At 60.4% G+C, this 19718-nt stretch carries 18 protein-coding genes; 8 read left to right on the top strand and 10 right to left on the bottom strand.

Going from position 1 to position 19718, the window contains the following annotated elements; all coding sequences use genetic code 11:
• Window positions 1–1269: a phosphopyruvate hydratase gene (gene eno / locus FVE67_RS07805; protein ID WP_168720046.1), complete on the top strand. Its 1269-nt coding sequence runs from the start codon at window positions 1–3 to the stop codon at window positions 1267–1269.
• Window positions 1266–1559, top strand: a complete 294-nt coding sequence (locus FVE67_RS07800) for an HU family DNA-binding protein (protein WP_168720045.1) — start codon at window positions 1266–1268, stop codon at window positions 1557–1559. Before eno ends, FVE67_RS07800 begins: the two co-directional genes overlap by 4 nt.
• Here the strand turns inward: FVE67_RS07800 and alaS are convergent.
• Window positions 1545–4184 (bottom strand): alanine--tRNA ligase, encoded by a 2640-nt coding sequence (alaS, locus tag FVE67_RS07795; protein ID WP_168720365.1) that lies wholly within the window; start codon window positions 4182–4184, stop codon window positions 1545–1547. The two genes, FVE67_RS07800 and alaS, sit on opposite strands and share 15 nt — an antisense overlap.
• A 296-nt stretch (window positions 4185–4480) precedes the next feature.
• Here alaS and lpxD point away from each other — a divergent pair, with 296 nt between their 5' ends.
• Genes lpxD through lpxB form a run of 6 tightly spaced genes read left to right on the top strand, consistent with a single transcriptional unit; the run spans window position 4481 to window position 9768 of the window.
• Entirely contained in the window at window positions 4481–5527 is a 1047-nt protein-coding gene (lpxD, locus tag FVE67_RS07790) for a UDP-3-O-(3-hydroxymyristoyl)glucosamine N-acyltransferase (protein WP_168720044.1), read from the top strand.
• A gap of 50 nt (window positions 5528–5577) precedes the next feature.
• Window positions 5578–6036 carry a 3-hydroxyacyl-ACP dehydratase FabZ gene (fabZ, locus tag FVE67_RS07785; RefSeq protein WP_168720043.1) on the top strand — a complete coding sequence of 153 codons (459 nt, stop codon included), beginning with the start codon at window positions 5578–5580 and terminating at the stop codon, window positions 6034–6036.
• Entirely contained in the window at window positions 6029–6838 is an 810-nt protein-coding gene (gene lpxA, locus FVE67_RS07780; RefSeq protein WP_168720042.1) for an acyl-ACP--UDP-N-acetylglucosamine O-acyltransferase, read from the top strand. Before fabZ ends, lpxA begins: the two co-directional genes overlap by 8 nt.
• A gap of 4 nt (window positions 6839–6842) precedes the next feature.
• The gene (locus FVE67_RS07775) at window positions 6843–7646 is read left to right on the top strand and encodes an LpxI family protein (protein ID WP_168720041.1); all 804 of its coding nucleotides are present in this window, start codon (window positions 6843–6845) and stop codon (window positions 7644–7646) included.
• Complete coding sequence (locus tag FVE67_RS07770; RefSeq protein WP_168720040.1) at window positions 7643–8608, top strand: Gfo/Idh/MocA family protein; 966 nt, start codon at window positions 7643–7645, stop codon at window positions 8606–8608. Before FVE67_RS07775 ends, FVE67_RS07770 begins: the two co-directional genes overlap by 4 nt.
• Entirely contained in the window at window positions 8605–9768 is a 1164-nt protein-coding gene (gene lpxB / locus FVE67_RS07765) for a lipid-A-disaccharide synthase (RefSeq protein ID WP_168720039.1), read from the top strand. The genes FVE67_RS07770 and lpxB overlap by 4 nt, the downstream gene beginning before the upstream one ends.
• Here the strand turns inward: lpxB and FVE67_RS07760 are convergent.
• From FVE67_RS07760 to FVE67_RS07720, 9 genes are all read right to left on the bottom strand, one after another.
• Window positions 9719–11857, bottom strand: a complete 2139-nt coding sequence (locus FVE67_RS07760) for an amylo-alpha-1,6-glucosidase (RefSeq protein WP_168720038.1) — start codon at window positions 11855–11857, stop codon at window positions 9719–9721. The genes lpxB and FVE67_RS07760 overlap by 50 nt on opposite strands.
• Window positions 11839–12888 carry a glycosyltransferase family 4 protein gene (locus FVE67_RS07755; RefSeq protein ID WP_168720037.1) on the bottom strand — a complete coding sequence of 350 codons (1050 nt, stop codon included), beginning with the start codon at window positions 12886–12888 and terminating at the stop codon, window positions 11839–11841. Before FVE67_RS07755 ends, FVE67_RS07760 begins: the two co-directional genes overlap by 19 nt.
• A gap of 69 nt (window positions 12889–12957) precedes the next feature.
• Window positions 12958–14016 carry a tetraacyldisaccharide 4'-kinase gene (lpxK, locus tag FVE67_RS07750; RefSeq protein ID WP_168720036.1) on the bottom strand — a complete coding sequence of 353 codons (1059 nt, stop codon included), beginning with the start codon at window positions 14014–14016 and terminating at the stop codon, window positions 12958–12960.
• Between the two features lie 3 nt (window positions 14017–14019).
• The gene (locus FVE67_RS07745) at window positions 14020–14337 is read right to left on the bottom strand and encodes a hypothetical protein (protein WP_168720035.1); all 318 of its coding nucleotides are present in this window, start codon (window positions 14335–14337) and stop codon (window positions 14020–14022) included.
• Window positions 14337–14543 (bottom strand): hypothetical protein, encoded by a 207-nt coding sequence (locus tag FVE67_RS07740; RefSeq protein ID WP_168720034.1) that lies wholly within the window; start codon window positions 14541–14543, stop codon window positions 14337–14339. The genes FVE67_RS07745 and FVE67_RS07740 overlap by 1 nt, the downstream gene beginning before the upstream one ends.
• On the bottom strand, window positions 14543–15106 hold the full coding sequence (gene efp, locus FVE67_RS07735; RefSeq protein ID WP_168720033.1) for an elongation factor P: 564 nt from the start codon (window positions 15104–15106) through the stop codon (window positions 14543–14545). The genes FVE67_RS07740 and efp overlap by 1 nt, the downstream gene beginning before the upstream one ends.
• Complete coding sequence (locus FVE67_RS07730; RefSeq protein WP_168720032.1) at window positions 15103–15435, bottom strand: FtsB family cell division protein; 333 nt, start codon at window positions 15433–15435, stop codon at window positions 15103–15105. Before FVE67_RS07730 ends, efp begins: the two co-directional genes overlap by 4 nt.
• Before the next feature lie 125 nt (window positions 15436–15560).
• Window positions 15561–17693 carry a multicopper oxidase domain-containing protein gene (locus tag FVE67_RS07725; RefSeq protein ID WP_168720031.1) on the bottom strand — a complete coding sequence of 711 codons (2133 nt, stop codon included), beginning with the start codon at window positions 17691–17693 and terminating at the stop codon, window positions 15561–15563.
• Between the two features lie 14 nt (window positions 17694–17707).
• Window positions 17708–19711, bottom strand: coding sequence for a copper-translocating P-type ATPase (locus tag FVE67_RS07720; RefSeq protein WP_210534587.1), 2004 nt, complete (start codon window positions 19709–19711; stop codon window positions 17708–17710).
• Window positions 19712–19718 lie beyond the last annotated feature (7 nt).

Genomic DNA, 19718 nt, shown 5'->3' with positions numbered 1-19718 from the left:
ATGGGAGAGATCGTGGTGGTCCATGCCAGAGAGATCCTGGATTCTCGGGGCAATCCCACGGTAGAGGCGGAGGTGCATCTGGAAAGCGGTTTTTCCGGACGGGCGGCCGTGCCCTCCGGGGCCTCCACCGGGACCCACGAGGCCCTGGAGTTGCGCGACGGGGACGAACGCTACGGAGGAAAGGGGGTCCTTAAGGCCGTTCAGCACATAAATGAAATCATCGGACCCGAACTGGCGGGCCTGGAGTCCACGGATCAGGCGGGAATCGACCGTCTCCTGATCGAGCTCGATGGGACGGAAAACAAAAGCCGCCTCGGGGCCAACGCCCTGCTGGCGGTCTCCATGGCGGTAGCCCGGGCCTCGGCGGCGGAGGCCGGCCTGCCCCTTTTCGCCTATCTGGGTGGGGTGGGAGCCCGGGTGCTTCCGGTACCCATGATGAACGTCCTCAACGGTGGAGTCCATGCGGACAACCCCCTGGATATTCAAGAGTTCATGATCGTGCCCTGCGGTTTTACGAGCTTTACCGAGGCCCTCAGGGCCGGGGCCGAGACCTACCAGAGCCTCAAAAAGGTCCTTAAGGAACGGGGTCTTTCGGTGGCCATAGGAGACGAAGGGGGCTTTGCTCCCCAGTTGCGCAACTCTCGAGAGGCCTTGGAGATTCTTCTGGTAGCCATCGAGCGGGCCGGCTATCGCCCCGGAGAAGAGATCGCCCTGGCCCTGGATGCCGCAGCCAGCGAATTTTATCGGCAGGGGCGTTACCATTTCGAAGGCCAGGAGGTCTCGGCCGAGGAAATGATCCGTTTTTACCAGGACCTCCTGCGGGACTTTCCCATAGTCTCTCTTGAGGACCCTCTGGCCGAAGACGACTGGGAGGGCTGGGAGGCCCTCTTCCGGGAACTGGGGGATCGGGTCCAGATCGTAGGCGACGACATCTTCGTGACCAATGTAAGACGCATCCGGGAGGGGATAGAGCGCAAGGTGGCCAATGCGGTCCTCATCAAGCTCAACCAGATCGGCACCGTCTCCGAGACCCTGGAGGCCATCGAGCTGGCCCATCGCACCGGCTGGCGTACGGTGATCTCCCACCGCTCCGGGGAGACGGAGGATACCTTTATTGCCGACCTGGCGGTGGCCGTAAACTCCGGACAGATCAAGACCGGGGCCCCCTGCCGCAGTGAACGGGTGGCCAAATATAACCAACTCCTCCGGATTGAGGAGATGCTGGGCCGAGCGGCCCGCTTTGCCGGCTGCGACCTTTACCGCGGATGAGATTCCAGGAGCTTGAAGCCCGTCTCTACCGAAGGCTGAAGGCGGCCCGGGTCATAAAGTCCCGGGCCGAAGTGCGCACCCTCCTGGCGACCTTTTTAGAGATCCTCTCCGAAGGTCTTCTCCAGAAAAAGAAAGTCCTCCTTACCGGGTTTGGAAGATTCGAGGTCACTCAGGCCGGCCCTCGGCGAGCCTATGATTTTCGTACCGGCCGTCCTTTGGAGGTCCCCGCCAGAGCCCGCATAGTCTTCCGGGCTTCGCCCCGGCTCAAAAAGGCCCTATCCGGAAAGTAAACGCCGGATCTCGGAAAGCACGGCTTCCTTAAGCTGGGAGACCGCCTCTGGCCGGTTTCCCCCTCCCTGGGCCATCTCCGGCCGTCCCCCTCCCCGGCCTCCCACCACCGGGGCTACGGCCTGAAGGAGCTTTCCGGCCGGAATCTTTTGAGCCAGATCCTTGGTCACCATAGCCAGAAGTTGGACCTTCTTTCCATTTACCGCGTAAAGAAAGACCACCCCGGAGCCCAGTTTGTCCCGGAAAAAGTCACCCAACTCCCGCAGCTCTGCCGGATCCCGGGCCGGGACCTCGGTACACAGGACCTTCAGCCCGGAGATCTCCTGCGCCTCGGAAAGCTTTTCCTCCAGGATGCGGCGCAATTGCCCGCTCTTGAGCCGTCGCACCTCGGCCTCCAGTTCCTGGACCCTCTCCAAAAGCCGCTCCACTTGCTTTGCGATTTCCACCGGAGAACAACTAAGGAGCGCCCCCAGGTGACGCCTTTCGTCCTCAAGGGCAAAGACCCACCGCAGGGCCGGCTCCCCGGCCAGGGCCTCTACCCGGCGCACCCCGGCGGCTACACTGCTTTCCGAAACAATTTTAAAAAGGCCCAGTTCTCCGGTATGCCGCACGTGGGTCCCTCCACAGAGCTCCAGAGAAAAGTCTCCGATGCGCACCACCCTTACCCTCTCTCCGTACTTCTCCCCAAAAAGGGCCAGAGCCCCCATGGCCTGGGCCTCCCGAAAGGAAACCACCCTTACCTCTACCGGAAGGTCCTCCCGGATGCGGGCGTTCACCAACTCCTCTACGGAACGTATTTCTTCCGGGCTCAAGGCCTCAAAATGGGTAAAATCGAAGCGCAGCCGATCCGGGCTCACCAGGGAGCCCGCCTGACGCACATGCTCTCCCAGGACCCGCCTAAGGGCTGCGTGCAGAAGGTGCGTGGCCGTATGGTGCCGAGCGGTAGAAAGCCTGCGGTCGGCAAGGACCTCCAGCTTGACCCGCTGCCCCTTACAAAACCGGCCCTCGAGCACTCGCAGCCGATGGAGGATCAGATTCCCGAAACGGCGTACCTCCAGCACCTCGGCCTTGGCCCCGCGGGAAAGTACCAGGCCCTGGTCCGCCACCTGGCCTCCGCCCTCGGGATAAAAGGGAGTCTGGGAAAAGATGACCAGGGCCTCTTCCCCTTGAGAGATCTCCGAAACTTCCTTTTCTTCGACCACCAGGGCCAGGATTTCGGCCTCCGTGGAAAGGGTCTCGTAACCTACAAAGGGGGTTTCGGCGAGGCTTTCCGAGAGGCGCTTCAGGATCTCCGGGGCCCGGGAAAGGGTTCCTTTCCAGGACTCCCGGCTGCGGGCCCGGGCCTCGGCCATGAGACGCTCAAAGCCTTCAAGGTCCAGCTCAAAGCCCCGGGAAAGGGCCACATCCCGCACAATATCCTGGGGGAAACCGTAAGTGTCGTAGAGCCGAAAGATGACCTCCCCGGGCACACGGCGCTCCCCCTTCTCCGAAAGCTTGCGAAGCTCCTCTTCCAGGATTTCCAGCCCCCGGGAAAGGGTCTCCAAGAAACGGCTCTCTTCAATCTCCAGAATCTTTTCTGCAGCCCGTTCCGCCCGCTGGAGCTCGGGATAGAAGTCTCCATATTCCTCCACCACCCGAGGAACCAGACGAAAGAGAAAAGGGTCCGTAAGGCCCAGGAGCCGGCCAAACCGCTGGGCTCGCCGAATGATTCGCCGCAATACATAGCCCCGGCCCTCGTTTGAAGGGACCACTCCGTCGGCGATGAGAAAGATCGAGGCCCGCAGATGGTCGGCAATCACCCGAAAGGCGGTGGTAATTTCTCCCCCTTCCTGGTAAGTGCGGCCGGAGAGTTCGGCAATCCCGGCCATAATGCCGGAAAAGAGATCGGTGTCATAGTTGGAGGAGACCCCCTGGATCACCGCGGTAATCCGTTCCAGGCCCATACCGGTATCGATGGAGGGACGGGGAAGGGGCCTTAAGGCCCCGGTCTCATCCCGCTCATATTGCATAAAGACCAGGTTCCAGACCTCGAGAAAGCGATCACAGTCGCACCCGGGGCCACAATCCGGGCGGCCGCAGCCCACCTCCGGCCCCTGATCGTAGATGATTTCCGAACAGGGTCCGCAGGGGCCGGTATCTCCCATAGCCCAAAAGTTATCTTTTTCTCCCAGACGCACGATGCGCTCTGCCGGCATTCCGGCGATCTTTTGCCAGAGCGTGGCCGCCTCGTCGTCTTCGCGGAAGACAGTGACGTAGAGCCTCTCCTTGGGAAGCCCTAAGCGTTGAGTAAGAAATTCCCAGGCGTACTCGATGGCTTCGGCCTTGAAATAGTCTCCGAAGGAGAAATTGCCCAGCATTTCAAAAAAGGTATGATGCCGGGCGGTATAACCCACATTTTCTAGATCATTGTGCTTGCCCCCGGCCCGCATGCACTTCTGACAGGAGGCGGCCCGTTTGTAGGGACGCTCCTCCTCCCCTAAAAAGACCCTCTTGAACTGCACCATCCCGGCGTTGGTAAAAAGAAGGGTGGGATCGTCTGCCGGAACCAGAGAACTTGAGGGCACGATCTCGTGCCCCTTCTCCGCGAAATAGTCCAGAAAGGCCTTTCGAATCTCCTTGCCCTTCATCTTCTCCTCCGTTCTCAACTTCATCGCTCTATCAACCTCCCCAACTTAAAACGCCCTCTCCCCCCGGTCAATTTACCTTCTTGAAAAATAGGACCTTGAAAAATAGGATCGGATCCTATTTTTTATTTCAAATTTTAACATTAATATCGGAAGTTATTTTAAAAGGCTTTTCCAAAATGAAGAGTGGATAAAGTTTTAGATCCTTTATAACTTTTGTGGATAGAGGGATAAAATAGGATCGGATCCTAATTTTTAAGGGGGTTTTCTTTTGGGGAGAGGGTTTTTAAGATAGGTCTATGCCTGAGTATTTCCTTTCGGAGATTGCCCGGAGGATTGGAGCCGAATTTCGGGGAGAGGATCGAGAGATTCGCGGGGTCTCCTCCCTGGAGCTTGCCGGAGAAGAAGAGCTCTCCTTTGTGGAGTCCCGGGCTTATCTGGAGGCCGCCCGCCGAACCCGGGCGAAAGCACTCCTTGCTCCTCCGGCCCTGGCCCCGGAACTCCCCAAAGAAAAAAGCCTCCTTCTTGCGGAAAATCCCCGGGCGGCCCTGGCCAAAGTGGCCCAACTCTTCTGGAGGCCCCCCCACCCCGCCCCGGGGATAAGTCCCTTGGCAGTAGTGGAGGAAGGGGCCGAGATCGAAAAGGACGTCTCTATAGGCCCCTGGGTCTATGTAGGCCGAAAGGCCCGGATCGGGGCCGGAAGCATCCTCTACCCCGGGGTCTTCGTGGGGCCCGGAGCTCAAGTAGGCCGGGAGTGTGTACTCTATCCCTATGTAGTGCTTTACCCCGGGGTAAAACTGGCCGACCGGGTCCTCGTGCACGCCGGGGCGGTAATCGGGGCCGATGGCTTCGGCTATGCCCAGGAGATGGGCCCCGCAGGGCTACGACACCTCAAGATCCCCCATTTCGGTACGGTAGAGATCGGGGAAGAGGTGGAGATCGGGGCCGCAACCTGTGTGGACCGGGGGACCTTCGGGGCCACCCGCATCGGGGCCGGGACCAAGATCGACAACCTGGTCCAGATCGGGCACAACGTGGAGATCGGCGAAGGCTCCATTATTGTGGCACAGTGCGGCCTAGGGGGGCATGCCCGGCTGGGGCGTTTCGTAATGATGGGAGGACAGGTGGGGGTGGCCCCCGGGGCTGAAGTAGGCGACGGGGCCCGTATTGCGGCCAAAAGCGGGATCTCCGGGCGCATAGCTCCGGGAGAAGAAGTGGCCGGTATTCCGGCCATTCCGGCCCGCCTCTGGCGCAAGGCCGCCGTGGCCTTTGCCCGCCTTCCGGAGATGCTTAGAGATTGGCAAAGGCTCAAAAAGCTCCTTTCCGAAAACCAAAAGCGCGAGTAAGATCTCTCGAAGGCCGAAATTTCCCAAAATATTGAGAAAGGAGGACCACGGTGAAACGGAGCCTCGGACCCCAGGAAATCTTGGCCCTCCTCCCCCACCGCTATCCTTTTCTCCTGGTGGATGTGGTGGAGGAGATCGATCCGGAACGGGCCTACATCCGGGCCATCAAGAATGTCTCCCACAATGAGCCCTTTTTCCAGGGCCATTTCCCAGGAAATCCCCTCATGCCCGGGGTTCTTCTCATCGAGGCCATGGCCCAGACCGGAGGCCTTTATATCAAGGTGGTCATGGAGGACTGCCGGGAGAGCCTTTTTGTCTTTGCGGCCATTGACAAGGCCCGCTTCCGGCATCCGGTACGTCCGGGGGACCGGGTAGTAATTGAGGCTCAGGGATTCCGGCGTAAAGGGCACATCATCAAGAGCACTGCTCGGGCCAGTGTGGAGGGGAAACTGGTGGCCGAGGCCGAAATCACCGCGGCCATCCTCCGGGAGGAGGAAACCCATGCCTAAGATCCACCCCACGGCCATCGTGGACCCCTCAGCGGAGATCGAAGAAGGAGTGGAGATCGGGCCTTATGCCGTAATTGGCCCTCAGGTCTATATTGGCCGGGGAACGCGCATCGGAGCTCATGTAGTGATAGAAAAAAACGTGCGCCTCGGGCGGAACAACCTGGTCAATCATCACGCCATCCTCGGGGCTGATCCTCAGCACCTCTCTTACAAGGGGGAGAAAACCTGGGTGGAGATCGGGGACGAAAATGTGATCCGGGAGTTCGTGACCATTCACCGGGGGACGGCCCTGGACCAGGGGCTTACCCGCATCGGAAACCGCTGTCTCCTCATGGCTTACGTCCACATCGCCCACGACTGTTTCCTTGGCAACGAGATCATCATGGCCAACGGGGCCACCCTCGGAGGACATGTACGGGTGGGGGATCGGGTGGTCTTCGGAGGGCTTTCGGCCGTGCACCAGTTCTGCCGTATCGGGGCTTATGCCTTTGTGAGCGGGATGAGCGGAGTGGACAAGGATGTGCCCCCCTTTGTCAAGGTCTTCGGCATTCCGGCCAAGATCCAGGGGGTCAATCTGGTGGGCCTGCGTCGGGCAGGCTTTGAAAAGGAAGCCATCCGCCGCATCTCCCAGGCCCTGGGGATCTTCCTCGATGGTCCGGGAAGGATTTCCGAGGTCATCGAAGAGTTACGGGATGCCTTCCCCGGGGATCCTCATGTGGAAGAGTTTGTACGGTTTCTCGAGAATCCTTCCCGGCAGGGGATCATGCGGCGCAAACCCTTTGAGGGAGAGGAGGCCTTCTGAGACCATGGAGGCCCCGGTAGGTCTAGTAGCCGGCGAGGGCAAAGGACCGCTTATCCTGGTAAAGGCCCTTAAGTCCAAGGGACGCGAGGTGGTGGCGGTGGCCTTTTCCGACGAGCAGGCTGCGCGTTTGGAGGAGGCCGGGGCCCGGGTGGCCTGTCTTCGTCTGGGACAGTTCGGAAAACTCCTTAAGACCTTCCGGGGCGCCGGGGTGCGGGAGGTGTGTCTTCTGGGTAAAGTGGAAAAGCCCCGGGCCCTACGGGAGGCCCTGCCGGACCTGCGGGCCCTCCTTTTGTGGAAAAGGCTTGCCAGCCGCAACGACGACGCCCTCCTGCGGGAGGTCTGTCGGGAGTTCGAAAAAGAAGGGCTTCGGGTGGTCTCCCCGGCGGACCTCCTTCCCGAACTTCTGACCCCGGAAGGGGTCCTCACCCGAAAGGCCCCCTCCAAGGAGGAATGGGAAGACATACGCTTCGGGCTTTCTCTAGCCCGGGAGATTGGACGTCTGGATATCGGACAGTGCGTAGTGGTCAAGGACCGGATGGTGGTGGCCGTGGAGGCTATGGAGGGCACCGATGAGACCATCCGGAGGGCCGGCCGTTTGCGCCAGGGGGCGGTGGTGGTTAAAGTCATGAAACCTAACCAGGATCCGCGGCTGGATCTTCCGGCCGCGGGGGCGGATACGGTGCGGGTAATGCAGGAGGCTGGGGCCCGAGTATTGGCCCTGGAGGCCGGGCGCAGCCTCCTTTTCGAACGGGAAGAAGCCCTGAGGCTGGCCGAGGAGGCCAAAATCAGCATTGTAGGAGTATCATGAAGCGTCTCAAAGTAGGTGTAGTAGGTGTAGGGCATCTCGGGCGCTTCCATGCGGAAAAATTTGCCCGTATACCGGAAGCCGAACTGGTAGGAGTGGCGGACATTGAGGAGGAAAGGGCCCGGGAGGTAGGCCAGAGGCTCGGGGTGCCCTGGTTTACGGAATGGCAGGCTCTTCTTTCCCGGGCGGAGGCCCTTTCCATCGTAACCCCCACGGTCACCCATTATGAGATTGCCCGCAAGGCCCTCTTGGCCGGAAAACACCTCTTTGTGGAAAAACCCCTTACCGAAAGTCCGGAGACCGCAGCTGAACTGGTAGAACTGGCTCAGAGGCAGGGCCTTTTCCTCCAGGTGGGACACATAGAACGCTTCCAGCCCTCCATAAAGCACCTCCTTTCTCGGGTAAAACGCCCTCTATTTATCGAGGCCGATCGGCTTTCCATCTTCTCGGAAAGGTCCTTAGACATCGATGTGGTGCTGGATCTCATGATCCACGACTTGGATTTGGTCCTCTTTCTGGCCCGGGGGGCCCGCCTTAAAGGACTTCTGGCCGCCGGGGCTCCGGTGCTTTCGGACAAGATCGATATTGCCAGCGTCCGCCTGCTTTTCGAAAACGGCCTTTCGGCCAATCTCACCGCCAGCCGTATCTCCCTTACCCCCCAACGGCGTTTCCGGGTCTTCGAACACGGGGCCTATTTCTCCGCCGATACCCTGCACCGGAAGCTCTTTGAAGTGCAGCTTCTTCCCCATGGAGAACTCCGAACTCACGAGGAAGAATTCCCGGAGGCCGATCCCCTTTACGAGGAACTGGCCAGCTTCGTGACCGCGGTCCTTTCCGGCAAAAGGCCCCCGGTGCCCGGAGAGGAGGCCCTGGTCTCTTTGGAACTTGCGTCCCGCATCCGGAAAGAAATTGAGACCCAGCTTCAAACCTATCTCGCTCAATCCGCCGGGGAAACGGTGAGGTGAAGGTCCTCATCGTGGCCGGAGAAGAGTCCGGAGATCTTTACGGGGCCGAGCTCATCCGCCGGGTACGGGAGATTTATCCGGGGGTGATCTTTTACGGCATAGGTGGGCGCCGGATGCGGGCCGCCGGCCTGGAGTGCCTCTTTCCGGCCGAACCCCTTTCCGTAGTGGGTCTTCCCAGCCTTTCTCAACTCCGCCTTCTGCGTGAAGCCTGGCAAAGTATACGGGAATTCCTGGTGGACCAACCCCTCCGGGCCACGGTCCTTATCGATTTTCCGGGATTCAACCTTCGCCTGGCCCGCCTGTGCCGAAGGGTGGGGGTGCCGGTCTTTTACTATGTTGCCCCCCAGGTCTGGGCCTGGCACCGTCGCCGGATAAAGACCCTACGCCGGTGTGTGGATCTCCTGGCGGTGGTCCTGCCCTTTGAAAAGGAGTTTTTCGAAAAGGAGGGGGTTCGGACGGTCTTTGTAGGGCACCCCCTCCTGGACCTCCTGCGTCCTACCCTCTCCCGACGCCTCTTCTGCGAAATCGTCGGCCTTTCGCCCCATCATCCTCTCCTGGGAATCTTCCCCGGCAGTCGCCCGAGCGAGGTCCAGAGGCTTCTTCCCACCTTCCTTGAGACTTACCGCCTCCTGCGGCGGGATCATCCTCATCTTCAGGCCGTGGCGGTCAAGGCCGGGGGCCTGCCCGAGGATTCCCTCTGGGAAGAGGCCCGAAAGGAGATCCGGGTCCTTTCCGGCTACCAGCACGAGGTCCTGCGCCACGCCGAGGCCGCGCTTATGGCCTCCGGGACCATTACTCTGGAGGGGGCCCTTCTGGGGACTCCTATGGTGGCCGCTTATCGTCTTTCGGGATGGGCCTTTTTCCTGGCCCGGCTCCTGGTGCGCGTACCCTATATCACGCTGCCCAATCTCATTTTAGGAGAAAGGGTGGTCCCGGAAGTCCTGCAAGATGAGGTCACCCCGGAAAGACTGGCCGAAGAGATACGGCCCTTTCTTTTTGAGACTCGGGCCCGGGAGGAGGTGCGTCACAAGCTGGGCCGGGTGCGTGAACTCCTGGGAGGCCCCGGAGCCACACGCCGGGTAGCCGAACTCCTGGTGGATTTCCTGCGCGCTACTTCACCACCAGAATCTCCACCGCCTTCGGCTTCCGCAACACATTGACCACCACATCATGTCCGTAGCGCAGGAACTCGAGGTCCACGCTGTGCTCCCCTACCCGTAAACCCTTAAAGCGCAACCAGGAAAGAAATTCCGGAAGACGGGGCTTCACGAAGGCTAGACCCCGGGAAGTAAAACGCAAGCCCAGGGCCGCGGCCACCAGCATGAAAACCGCCCCGGCGGCCCAGGCCTGGGGGCTACAGGCCACGGGATATTGGACCGGCCCCTCCTCCGCCCTTCGAGAAAAGCCACAAAAGAGTTCCGGGAGCCGATGATTCGGAAAATAATGGCTGGCCTCAAAGAGCCCCCGAAAGACCCTCTCCACGGCCTCCTTGAGCCCATATCGGTCGAACCCTTGGGCGATAAGGGCATTGTCGTGAGGCCAGACGGAACCGTTATGATAAGAGACCGGGTTATAAAGGACTTCTCCTCTTCCCAGGGTCCGAATACCCCAGCCGGAAAAGAGATCCGGAGAAAAAAGGGCCCGGGAAAGGGCCACCGCCTCGCTTTCCGAAAGAGCCTCTCCGAAAAGGAGGTGGCCGGGATTGGAGGTGCGCACCAGGCAAGGTCTTTTGGCCCCATCCAGGGCCAGAGCCGGGAAATCCCCCTGGAGGAAGGCCTTGCGGATCTTTTCCCGCAGATCCTCCGCCCGGGAAAGGAAAGGGAGCACGAGATCGTGCTTTCCCAAGGCCCGGGAAAGGCGGGCCATCTCCAAACAGGCCCGGTAGGCGTAGCCCTGGACCTCTACCAGGGCTATGGGTGGCTTGGGAAAGGTGCCGTCGGCATGAAAGACGCTGTCGTGAGAGTCCTTCCAGCCCTTGTTTACCAGTCCCTCTTCCGAGGGCTGATACTCCACCAGGCCGTCACCGTCGAGATCCCCGTAGGTTTTCATCCACTCAAAGGCCAGTTCCAGGTGCGGCCAGAGACGGCGCATGAAGTCCAGATCCTGGGTGCGCTCGTAATAAGCCCCGGCCAGAATCATAAAAAGAAGGGTGGCGTCCACGGAACCATAATAACGGCCGAAGGGAACTTCTCCGGTAGCGGCCATCTCCGAAAGGCGCATCTCGTGGAGGATTTTCCCGGGCTCGGCATCCCGCACCGGATCGAGCTCCGTGGCCTGGGTGGCCGCCAGGACCTCCAGCACACCCCGCGCGATCTCCGGGTTGAACCACAAGGTCTGAAGCCCCACGATGAGCCCGTCGCGTCCGAAAACAGTGCTAAACCAGGGTATGCCGGCATAGGGATAGAGTCCGTAAGGGGTGCGGGTAAGCATCATAAAAAGATCGTATTCCGAACGTTCCAGCCAGCGGTTAAAGTGCTCATTGGAAGACTCCACCCGCACGCTGGCCTTGAGGAGTTCTTTGCGTTCCGAACGGCGCAGAAAGAGGGCCTTGCGGAAGGAATGTCTTTCGGGCTCCTCCTCTCCCACCACACACCGCACGGAAAGCACCAGGTGCTCTCTGTGGCGGGGAGCAAGGCGTAGAAAAAAGCGGGCCTCCTCCGGGCTCAAGACCTCCGGGGTTTCGGAAAAGAAGATCTCCACCCTGCGGTCCACCCCGTCAAGCCCGTGGTACCTTATGCGCACCCCCTCTTCGGTAATCTCTGGAGGAAGTACATGGCCCCTCCGGGCCCGTTTCACCCCCCGCACCTCAAAAATATCCGCAAAATCCGCCGCCCAGAGGATCCTTACCGGGACCTCTAAGGACTCCAGCGCATAATTGGTGAAGATCAGCTCCTCGTAATAGACCCCCTCATAGAGGAGCTTGAGACGCTTTATGTGGAGAGCCCCCCGGGGGACAAAAAGATCCCCGGCCAGAAGATCCGGATTGGCGAGATTGACCTGGATGAGAAGGCCATCCGGAGAAGGCGAAGAGGAAAGAAGAAAGGGCTTGGTTTCGCAGCAGAAGAGTTCCAGACGGGAAAGAAAACGCGTCCCCTGATGATAGAGCCCCAGTTCTCCCAGGCCTCCGGGGACAATATCTCCCTCGGCGTTAAAAAGGGCGAAGGTGTCCCCGTGTTTGAAGGTCAGGTTGCGGGGAGAAAGCCCGGGACTGGCAGCCAGGATATAGAATTTTAAGCGGCCTTGCGCCAAAGGGGCACCTCCTCGTAGGCCAGCCTGGCATAAAGGGCCAGGTAGTCCCGGGCCATACGCTCGGCGGTAAACCTCTCCTCAAAGACCCGGCGGCACTGCCGGCGGGAAATCCGCTCTATTTCGGCCACCGCCCTTTCGGCCTCCTCCATACTCTCCACGATGAAACCGTTCCTCCCTGGCTCAATGATCTCCGGGACCGACCCGCAGCGCCAGGCAATGACCGGGGTGCCACAGGCGTTGGCCTCGATCATGACCAGCCCGAAGGGTTCAGGCCAGTCAATAAGCATGAGAAGGGCTAGGGCTCCGGCCAGAAACTCCTGTTTTTCCCCATCGTTGATCTCCCCCACGAATTCCACCCAGGGGCTGCGCAGGCGGGGCTTAATCACCTCTTTGAAGTAATCCTGGTCGGCCCGGTCCACCTTGGCCGCCATGAGGAGCTTAATCCCCACCCTTTCGGCCAGCTCGATGGCCCGATCCGGACGTTTTTCCGGAGAAATACGCCCTAGGAAAGCCAGATATTTTCCCGGCGTATAGGAAGGCCGATAGAGATCCCGGGGAAGCCCGTGATAGACCGTTCCCACCCAATTCAGAAAGGGAAGAGGCCGGCGTTGGGCATAAGAGATGGACACAAAGGGAGCCTCCCGAAATTCCTTGTAAAAGGGAAACATCTCCGGAAGATCCAGCCGCCCGTGCAGGGTGGTGAGATAGGGTTTTTTCATCCGACGCATGAGGGGCAGATGAAGGTAATCTATGTGAAAGTGAATAATATCAAACTCGTGGGCCATCTGCAGGACACGCTCCACCATAAGTACGTGAGGGGCTAAAGGATCTCGGACTCCGGAAAGGCGCAGGGCCTGAGGGGCACAGGGGACGAGTCGGGCCGAGGTCTGGGAGTCCCCACTGGCAAAGAGGGTAACTTCGTGGCCCTGCCGCACCAGCTCCTCCGTAAGCCAGGAAACCACCCGCTCTGTGCCCCCGTAAAGTTTGGGAGGTACCGCCTCGAAAAGCGGAGCCACCTGGGCGATCCTCATCGTCCCTCACCTCCCCCGAATTCTCCCCGATCCCAAAAATAAGTCCGGCCTCCAGGCAAGGCCAGATCCCTATCCTTCGGCCGGGGGAAGTTGTTCCTCGAGCCAGCGAAGGAAGGCCCGGGGCAGACGGGTGAGAAGAGAAAGGGCCAAAAGGGGAAGCGGGCCGGCCACCGGGGGGATCTTCACCAGATCCTTTTCGGTGGTAAGCAGGGCCTCGGCCGAAAGCTCCTGGGCCTTACGGTAAAGCCGTTTAAGATCCCGGGGCCGGTAAGAGTAATGATCCGGGAAGGACTCCAGGTGGAGAACTTCAAAACCCCGGGCCCCAAGAGCCCGGCGAAAACTCTCCGGATCTCCCACCCCGCAAAAGGCCACCACCCGACGAGGCCGGAGGCCGGAGACCGGAAAGAGACCTTGAGGAAAACGCCCCACCAGAGGACCGGGCTCAAGAGTTACGGAAAAGACCGGAAGGCCCATCTCCGAAAAGCGCCGAAAGAGGGCTTCGGCCCGCTCGGGATAATCCTCCGTTCGGGTCAGAAGTATGGCCGAGGCCCGGCAGGCCGCCCCCGGAGGTTCACGCAGACGGCCCGCAGGAAAGAGCGGCTCGGAAAAGGGGTCCCGGGCGGCAGAGACCACCAGGAGGTAGAGATCGGCCGAAAGCCTTAAGTGCTGGAAGGCGTCGTCAAAAAGGAGCACTCCCGGCCGGAAACGCCGACAGGCCAGCTCCGAGGCGGCCAGACGGTCTCGGCCCACCACCACCGGTACCCCGGAAAGCCTCTGGGCGTATAGCTGGGCCTCGTCTCCAGAGACTTCCGGAGACACCCGGGATCCCCCCCCTTCAGAGACCACAAGCGGCCCCCGCCCCCGTCCCCCATAGCCCCGAAGAATGACCACCGGACGCCTTCCCAAGGCCCAAAGCCACTCCGCCAGGGCCAAGGTGACCGGGGTCTTTCCTTCGCCCCCCAAAGAAAGGTTTCCCACCACCAGGGAAAAGACCCCGGGGTGTCGGCGGGCCAACCATCCCCGCTCGTAGGCCCTCCGGCGCAGACGCACCGCCATCCCGTAAACCCAGGAAAGGGGCCTCCAGAGGGGACGGGAGATCTCCCAAAGGTTTTCCAGGGAGGGGTTCATCTCTCAAGGGCCCAAAATGGGGGCCAGGATCTCCCGGGCCTTAAGCAGGGCCTCCCGGGCCAGCTCCCGGGCCTCCTCCGGGGAAAGACCTTCTTCAAAGCGCGTCCAGCCTTCCCGGAAAAAGCGCACCACCTCGGGCTCCACTGCTCCGGATAGGGCGGCTAAGATGGTCTCTGGAGAAGGGGTCTCTTTGGGGGCCTCCACCTGGGAAAGGGCCCACAGGGCCTTGGCCGCAAGCAAAAAGGCCTCCCGAAAATGTCCCCGGCGGAACTCCTCTTCTGCGTAGCGCAGATAAGTGCGGGCCCGAATAAAATAGGGCATCAATCTCCGCTTGCGGACCCCTCTCGCAGACGACGGTAAAAATGTTCGGTCATCACTTCATCGGCCTTCTCGCAGATCTCCCAGAGAAGATCGATCATCTCTAGCATCTCCTGCTGACCATCCGGGGGCCGCATCTCGAAATCCTCGATAAAGGCTCCGGACTCCAGATATTCCTTAAACTCCCGTAGACGTTTAAGCGTGAGCATCAACTCACCCTCTCCACATACTCTCCGGTCCGGGTATCCACCCGGATTACATCTCCCTCGTTGATGAAAAGAGGCACCTGTACCACGGCCCCGGTCTCGAGCTTGGCCGGCTTAGAGCCCCCGGAGACCGTATCTCCCCGCACCCCGGGCTCCGTCTCCACCACCCGAAGCTCTACCGTGTTGGGAAGCTCCACCCCGATAGGCCGCCCCTTGTAATAGAGGACTTTTACGGTCACATTCTCCTGGAGGAACTTCCAGGCCTCCCCTAGTTGTTCGCGATCCAGGTAGATCTGATCGTAGACCTCAAGATCCATAAAGACGTAGCGATCTCCTTCCTGATAGAGGTATTGCATCTCTTTTTCTTCCAAGTCCGGGCGCTCAAAGGTATCGCCGGAACGGAAGTTCACCTCCAGGACCCGACCGGTGGTAAGGTCCCGCAGCCTGGTGCGCACCGTGGCCTGCCCTTTGGCCACTTTGGAATGCTGATATTCCAGGACTTCGTATGGTTTACCTTCCCATTCAATCTTTAGACCTCGACGAAATTCCGAGGTAGAAATGCTCATGGTGCCCTCCCCTTTCCGAAAATGATCAGGCGTTCGTTCTTTTTGACATACCCGTACTTTTTGCGGGCGATCTCTTCATAGAGTTCAGGATGTTTCTGTAGGGCCTCAATTCTGGCCGCAAGTCTCTGATTTTCGGCCTCAAGCCGGGCCAGTAACGAGGTTTCGCGCTGGTAGAGCCAGTTTGTGGCCCCCAAAAAACCGACCCCCACCAACCAGAAAAGCCCTATCCCTATCCCCCATCTGCGCCTTGGGGATGAGGTCTTCTTTTTCTTGCGGGAGGCCGTCCCGGCCCCCGGTGGGATATAGACTCCGGCTCCTCTGGGGGACATCTCTTCCCACTCTAGACCAAAAAGCCCGAAAATTCAAGAAATCGGCTCCCAAGAGCGCCCCCCTTCTTTCCAGAAGTCCTCTTTAAAACAAACTCGGTCGAGGGGCCTCGGGGAAGCCGAGGGACTTAGAACCAGAAGTTGAGCCCGACTCCCCAGAAATAGTCCGAGTGCCAGAAGGCCCGAAGACTGGCCCTCTTGGAAAGGACGTAGCTCAGGCCTACCTCTCCCTCCCACTTCTCCCAAGTGTCATACTGCGCGTAACCCTCTAGAAAAAGGCGGGCGGTAAGAGGGAGGTGCTTTTCTACCCCCATCCGGGTGCCCCCGTCGCTATCCAGCCAGAAATAGGTCCGCAAATTCAAAGGCAAAAGATAGGTAAATCCTATCACGGCCCGACTGAGGTCTTCTCCGTCGTCTAGAAGATCCGCCCCGGCAAACACGGTAAAAAAGCGGTTAAAATACCTTTCTACCAGAAGGGTCCACTCCGTTTCCGTCTCCGGCACCCCTTCCCAGCCGATCTCCCAGACGGCCCGTAGATTCCAGCGCGTATTGGAAAGATTGAGGTAGCCCTCGCTCATATTGGTGGCCAGAGTCCCTTCAGCCCAGGCGTACCAGTGGTCCTGGTAAAGGAGGGGCCTTATCTTACGCACCGCCGGAGGGGGACTGTAACCCTCATAATGGACCACCCGGGCCATGCCACTTTTCAGGTGATAAAGGATGTGGCAGTGGAAAAACCAGTCGCCAGATTCATTGGCGGGAAACTCGATCACCGTAGTGCTCATGGGGGCCACATCCACGGTGTGTTTCCAAGGGGCGTAAGCCCCCTGGCCGCTTAGGACCCGGAAAAAGTGCCCGTGAAGATGCATGGGGTGGTGCATCATGGTGCGATTCACCAATATTAAACGCACCACCTCCCCTTTGCGGATGCGAATAACATCACTTTCCGAAAGGGCCTTTTTGCCTAAAAACCAGACGTAACGTTCCATATCTCCGTCCAAGGTAAGGCGCAGGACCCGCACGGGTTTTCCCGGAGGGGGCGCCGTGGGCTTCGTGGCCCTCAGGAAACGATAGGGCGGCCACGGCCGGCGGGGATCCATCCCGTCCAGGGCCAGATCGGGAGGGGTGGACCTTCGGGTGTGTCCCATCTTCATGCCCGGCATCATCCCCGGACGGTCAAACTTTCCGGCCCGCACCGCCGCATCGGACATCCCCATGGCCTCCTCCGGCCGCAAGGCCAGAAGGCTCCGCCAGCTCACCCGCCCCATGGTGTGGTAAAGATTAGGGGAAGGAATCGTGGGGGCCGCCACCCGCGGGCCCTCCCCCAGCCACAAAGAAGCGTGGCCGGTATTGTCCTGGGCCGTGGCCCGAAATTCAAAGGCCCCTTCCCGGGGAAGGGTTACGATCACGTCATAGGTCTCGGCGATCACTATGAGAAATCGTTTGAGCTTTACCGGCTCTACCTCCTGCCCATCGGCGGACACTATGGTCATGGGGCCTCCGGCAAACTCCACATAAAAATTGGTGCCTGCTGCGGCATTGATGATCCTGAGCCGGATCTTTTCCCCCGGACGGGCCGGTAGACTCAGCTCCGGGCCTCCGTTCACCAGAAAATGATCGTAGGCGATATCCGAAAGGTCCATGGGAGGCATCCGTAAGAGTTCTCGTTTGAAAAAATGCTTGAGCATCCCCAGCCGCACGGCCCCCAGAAGACTCTGGGCGGTGCCTTTCTTGATGTTGTACCATTCCCGCCCGGCCTTAAGGGTACGCAACACAGCCTCAGGATCTTCATAGGTCCAGTCCGAAAGGACCACCACATAGTCCCGGTCCACAGGGAAACGCTCCCTCCGGGGCCGGACAACGATGGCCCCGTAAACTCCCCGCTGTTCCTGAAGACCGGTATGAGAATGGTACCAATAGGTCCCCGCCTGGCGGATGGGAAACTCGTAAGTGAAGGTGCTTCCGGGTTTGATGGGCGGAAAACTCACATAGGGTACCCCATCCATCTCTGGGGGAACTAGGACTCCGTGCCAATGAATGGAAGAGTCCTCGGACATACGGTTTTCTACGTGAATGCGGGCCAGGTCTCCTTCCTCGAAGTAAAGGGTGGGCCCGGGTATCTTGCCGTTCACGGTCATGGCCCGAATAGTACGCCCGCCGATGGTCACCGGGCGCTCTTCCAAGACCAGGTGGTATTCCCGTACCCGGGCCTGGACCAAAGAGGCCCACAACAGAAGAAAAAGGATCCCTCCCAGACGGCGCATAACTCCCTCCCGGACTAGATTTTCAGTCTCCGAGCGTTAAGGGCCACAATCACCGTGCTGAGGGACATGAGGACCGCCCCCATGGCCGGGCTCAGGAGTACCCCATATTGGTAAAGAACCCCTGCGGCCAGAGGGATGGCCACCGCGTTGTAACCCGTGGCCCAGAAGAGATTTTGGACCATCTTCCGGTAGGTGGCCCGGGCCAGATCGATAATGGTGACCACATCCAGGGGATTGTTACGCACCAAGACAATGTCCGCGGTCTCGATGGCCACCTCGGTCCCAGCCCCGATGGCGATGCCCACATGGGCCTCGGCCAGCGCCGGGGCGTCGTTCACCCCGTCGCCGGTCATGGCCACGATCTCGCCCCGGGCCTTGACCTCCCGGATCTTTTCCGCCTTCTCCTGAGGGAGCACCTCGGCGAAGAACTCGTCCAGCCCCAGCTCCTCAGACACGGCCCGGGCCACCCGGGCGTTGTCCCCGGTGAGCATGAAACACTTGAGGCCCCGGGCCTTGAGGGCGGAAATGGCCTCTCGGGATTCCGGACGTATCCGATCCGAAAGGGCGATGGCCCCGGACAGCTTCCCCTCCACCAGGACAAAGACCACCGTATGGCCCTTTTCCGAAAGCTCCAGGGCCTCGGCCGGGGGCTCAAGCCCGGCCTCCCGGAGATAACCGGGGCTCACCACCAGGACCTCCCGCTCGGCCACCCGGGCCCGGGCCCCTCTCCCGGGAAGGGCCCGGAAATCCTCTACGGGGTAGGTCTCCGAGGCGGCCTCGGCCACGGCCCGGGCGATGGGATGTTCCGAATGGGTCTCCACCGAGGCCGCAAGCCTCAGGATCTCCTCCGGACTGTGCCCCTCCCAGGCCAGCACTTTGGTGACCCCGAAGCGACCTTCGGTGAGGGTCCCGGTCTTGTCAAAGACCACCGCGGTGAGGTTGCGGGCCTGTTCAAAGGCTGCCCGGTTGCGGATGAGCAGCCCTCGTTTGGCTGCCAGGGCGGTAGAGACCGCCACCACCAGAGGTACGGCCAACCCCAGGGCGTGCGGGCAGGTGATGACCATCACCGTAACCGTGCGCTCTAGGGCAAAGGCCAGATCCTTTTTCAAAAAGACCTCCCAGACGAAAAAAGTCAGAGCCCCGCCGGAGAGGGCGATCAGGGTGAGCCAGAAGGCCGCCCGGTTGGCCAGATCCTGGGTGCGGGACTTGCTCTCCTGGGCCTCCCGCACCAACTCGATCACCTGCGAGAGGAAGGACTCGGCCCCGGTGCGGGTGATCTCCACCACCAATGAGCCCTCGCCGTTTACGGCCCCGCCGATGACCTCGTCTCCAGGACCCTTCTCCACCGGGCGAGATTCCCCGGTAAGCATGGCCTCATTTACCGCACTGCGTCCCTCCACCACCCACCCGTCGGCGGGAATCTTCTCCCCGGGACGGACCAGGACTCGATCTCCGGGCCTCAGAGCCTCCAGGGGCACCTCTTCGGTGCTCCCCTCGGAAAGGATCCGGTGGGCCGCCGAGGGCATAAGCCGGGCCAACTCCTCTAGGGCCCGGGAAGCCCCCATAACCGAGCGCATCTCGATCCAATGGCCCAGGAGCATGATATCAATTAGGGTGGCCAGTTCCCAGAAAAAGACCTTTCCCGGAAGAACAAAGGTCACCAAGGAACTGTAACCATAGGCCGTGGTAATGGCCACGGCGATGAGGGTCATCATTCCCGGCCGGCGCTGTTGCACCTCGGAAAAGAGCCCCCGGAGGAAGGGCCAGCCTCCGTAAAAGTAGACCACGCTGGCCAGTCCGAAGAGGAGATAACGGTCCCCCGGAAAAGCCAAGGCCCCAAGCCCCAAAAGCTTCCGCAGCATAGGAGAAAGGAAAAGAATGGGCACGGTAAGGGCCAGGGAAATCCAGAAGCGCCGCCGAAAATCGGCGATCATGTGGGCGTGGTGGGCGGCATGACCCCCCTGCGCCCCATGGGGAACGGAAGGGACCCCGTGTCCTGCATGGCCCGGAGGATGCATTTTTTTA

Origin of the sequence: Thermosulfurimonas marina (assembly GCF_012317585.1) — a bacterium.
GTDB lineage: Bacteria > Desulfobacterota > Thermodesulfobacteria > Thermodesulfobacteriales > Thermodesulfobacteriaceae > Thermosulfurimonas_A > Thermosulfurimonas_A marina.
The sequence above is the reverse complement of the archived record's forward strand: the minus strand, read 5'-3'. Positions and strand labels throughout refer to the sequence as shown.

Coding starts and splice junctions, on each gene's coding strand:
- FVE67_RS07770 (WP_168720040.1), top strand. CDS start 7,643: ATGAAGCGTCTCAAAGTAGGTGTAGTAGGTGTAGGGCATCTCGGGCGC.
- lpxA (WP_168720042.1), top strand. CDS start 6,029: ATGCCTAAGATCCACCCCACGGCCATCGTGGACCCCTCAGCGGAGATC.
- eno (WP_168720046.1), top strand. CDS start 1: ATGGGAGAGATCGTGGTGGTCCATGCCAGAGAGATCCTGGATTCTCGG.
- lpxK (WP_168720036.1), bottom strand. CDS start 14,016: ATGAACCCCTCCCTGGAAAACCTTTGGGAGATCTCCCGTCCCCTCTGG.
- FVE67_RS07725 (WP_168720031.1), bottom strand. CDS start 17,693: ATGCGCCGTCTGGGAGGGATCCTTTTTCTTCTGTTGTGGGCCTCTTTG.
- alaS (WP_168720365.1), bottom strand. CDS start 4,184: ATGAAGGGCAAGGAGATTCGAAAGGCCTTTCTGGACTATTTCGCGGAG.
- lpxD (WP_168720044.1), top strand. CDS start 4,481: ATGCCTGAGTATTTCCTTTCGGAGATTGCCCGGAGGATTGGAGCCGAA.
- FVE67_RS07775 (WP_168720041.1), top strand. CDS start 6,843: ATGGAGGCCCCGGTAGGTCTAGTAGCCGGCGAGGGCAAAGGACCGCTT.
- FVE67_RS07720 (WP_210534587.1), bottom strand. CDS start 19,711: ATGCATCCTCCGGGCCATGCAGGACACGGGGTCCCTTCCGTTCCCCAT.
- FVE67_RS07755 (WP_168720037.1), bottom strand. CDS start 12,888: ATGAGGATCGCCCAGGTGGCTCCGCTTTTCGAGGCGGTACCTCCCAAA.
- FVE67_RS07745 (WP_168720035.1), bottom strand. CDS start 14,337: ATGCCCTATTTTATTCGGGCCCGCACTTATCTGCGCTACGCAGAAGAG.
- efp (WP_168720033.1), bottom strand. CDS start 15,106: ATGAGCATTTCTACCTCGGAATTTCGTCGAGGTCTAAAGATTGAATGG.
- FVE67_RS07730 (WP_168720032.1), bottom strand. CDS start 15,435: ATGTCCCCCAGAGGAGCCGGAGTCTATATCCCACCGGGGGCCGGGACG.
- FVE67_RS07740 (WP_168720034.1), bottom strand. CDS start 14,543: ATGCTCACGCTTAAACGTCTACGGGAGTTTAAGGAATATCTGGAGTCC.
- FVE67_RS07800 (WP_168720045.1), top strand. CDS start 1,266: ATGAGATTCCAGGAGCTTGAAGCCCGTCTCTACCGAAGGCTGAAGGCG.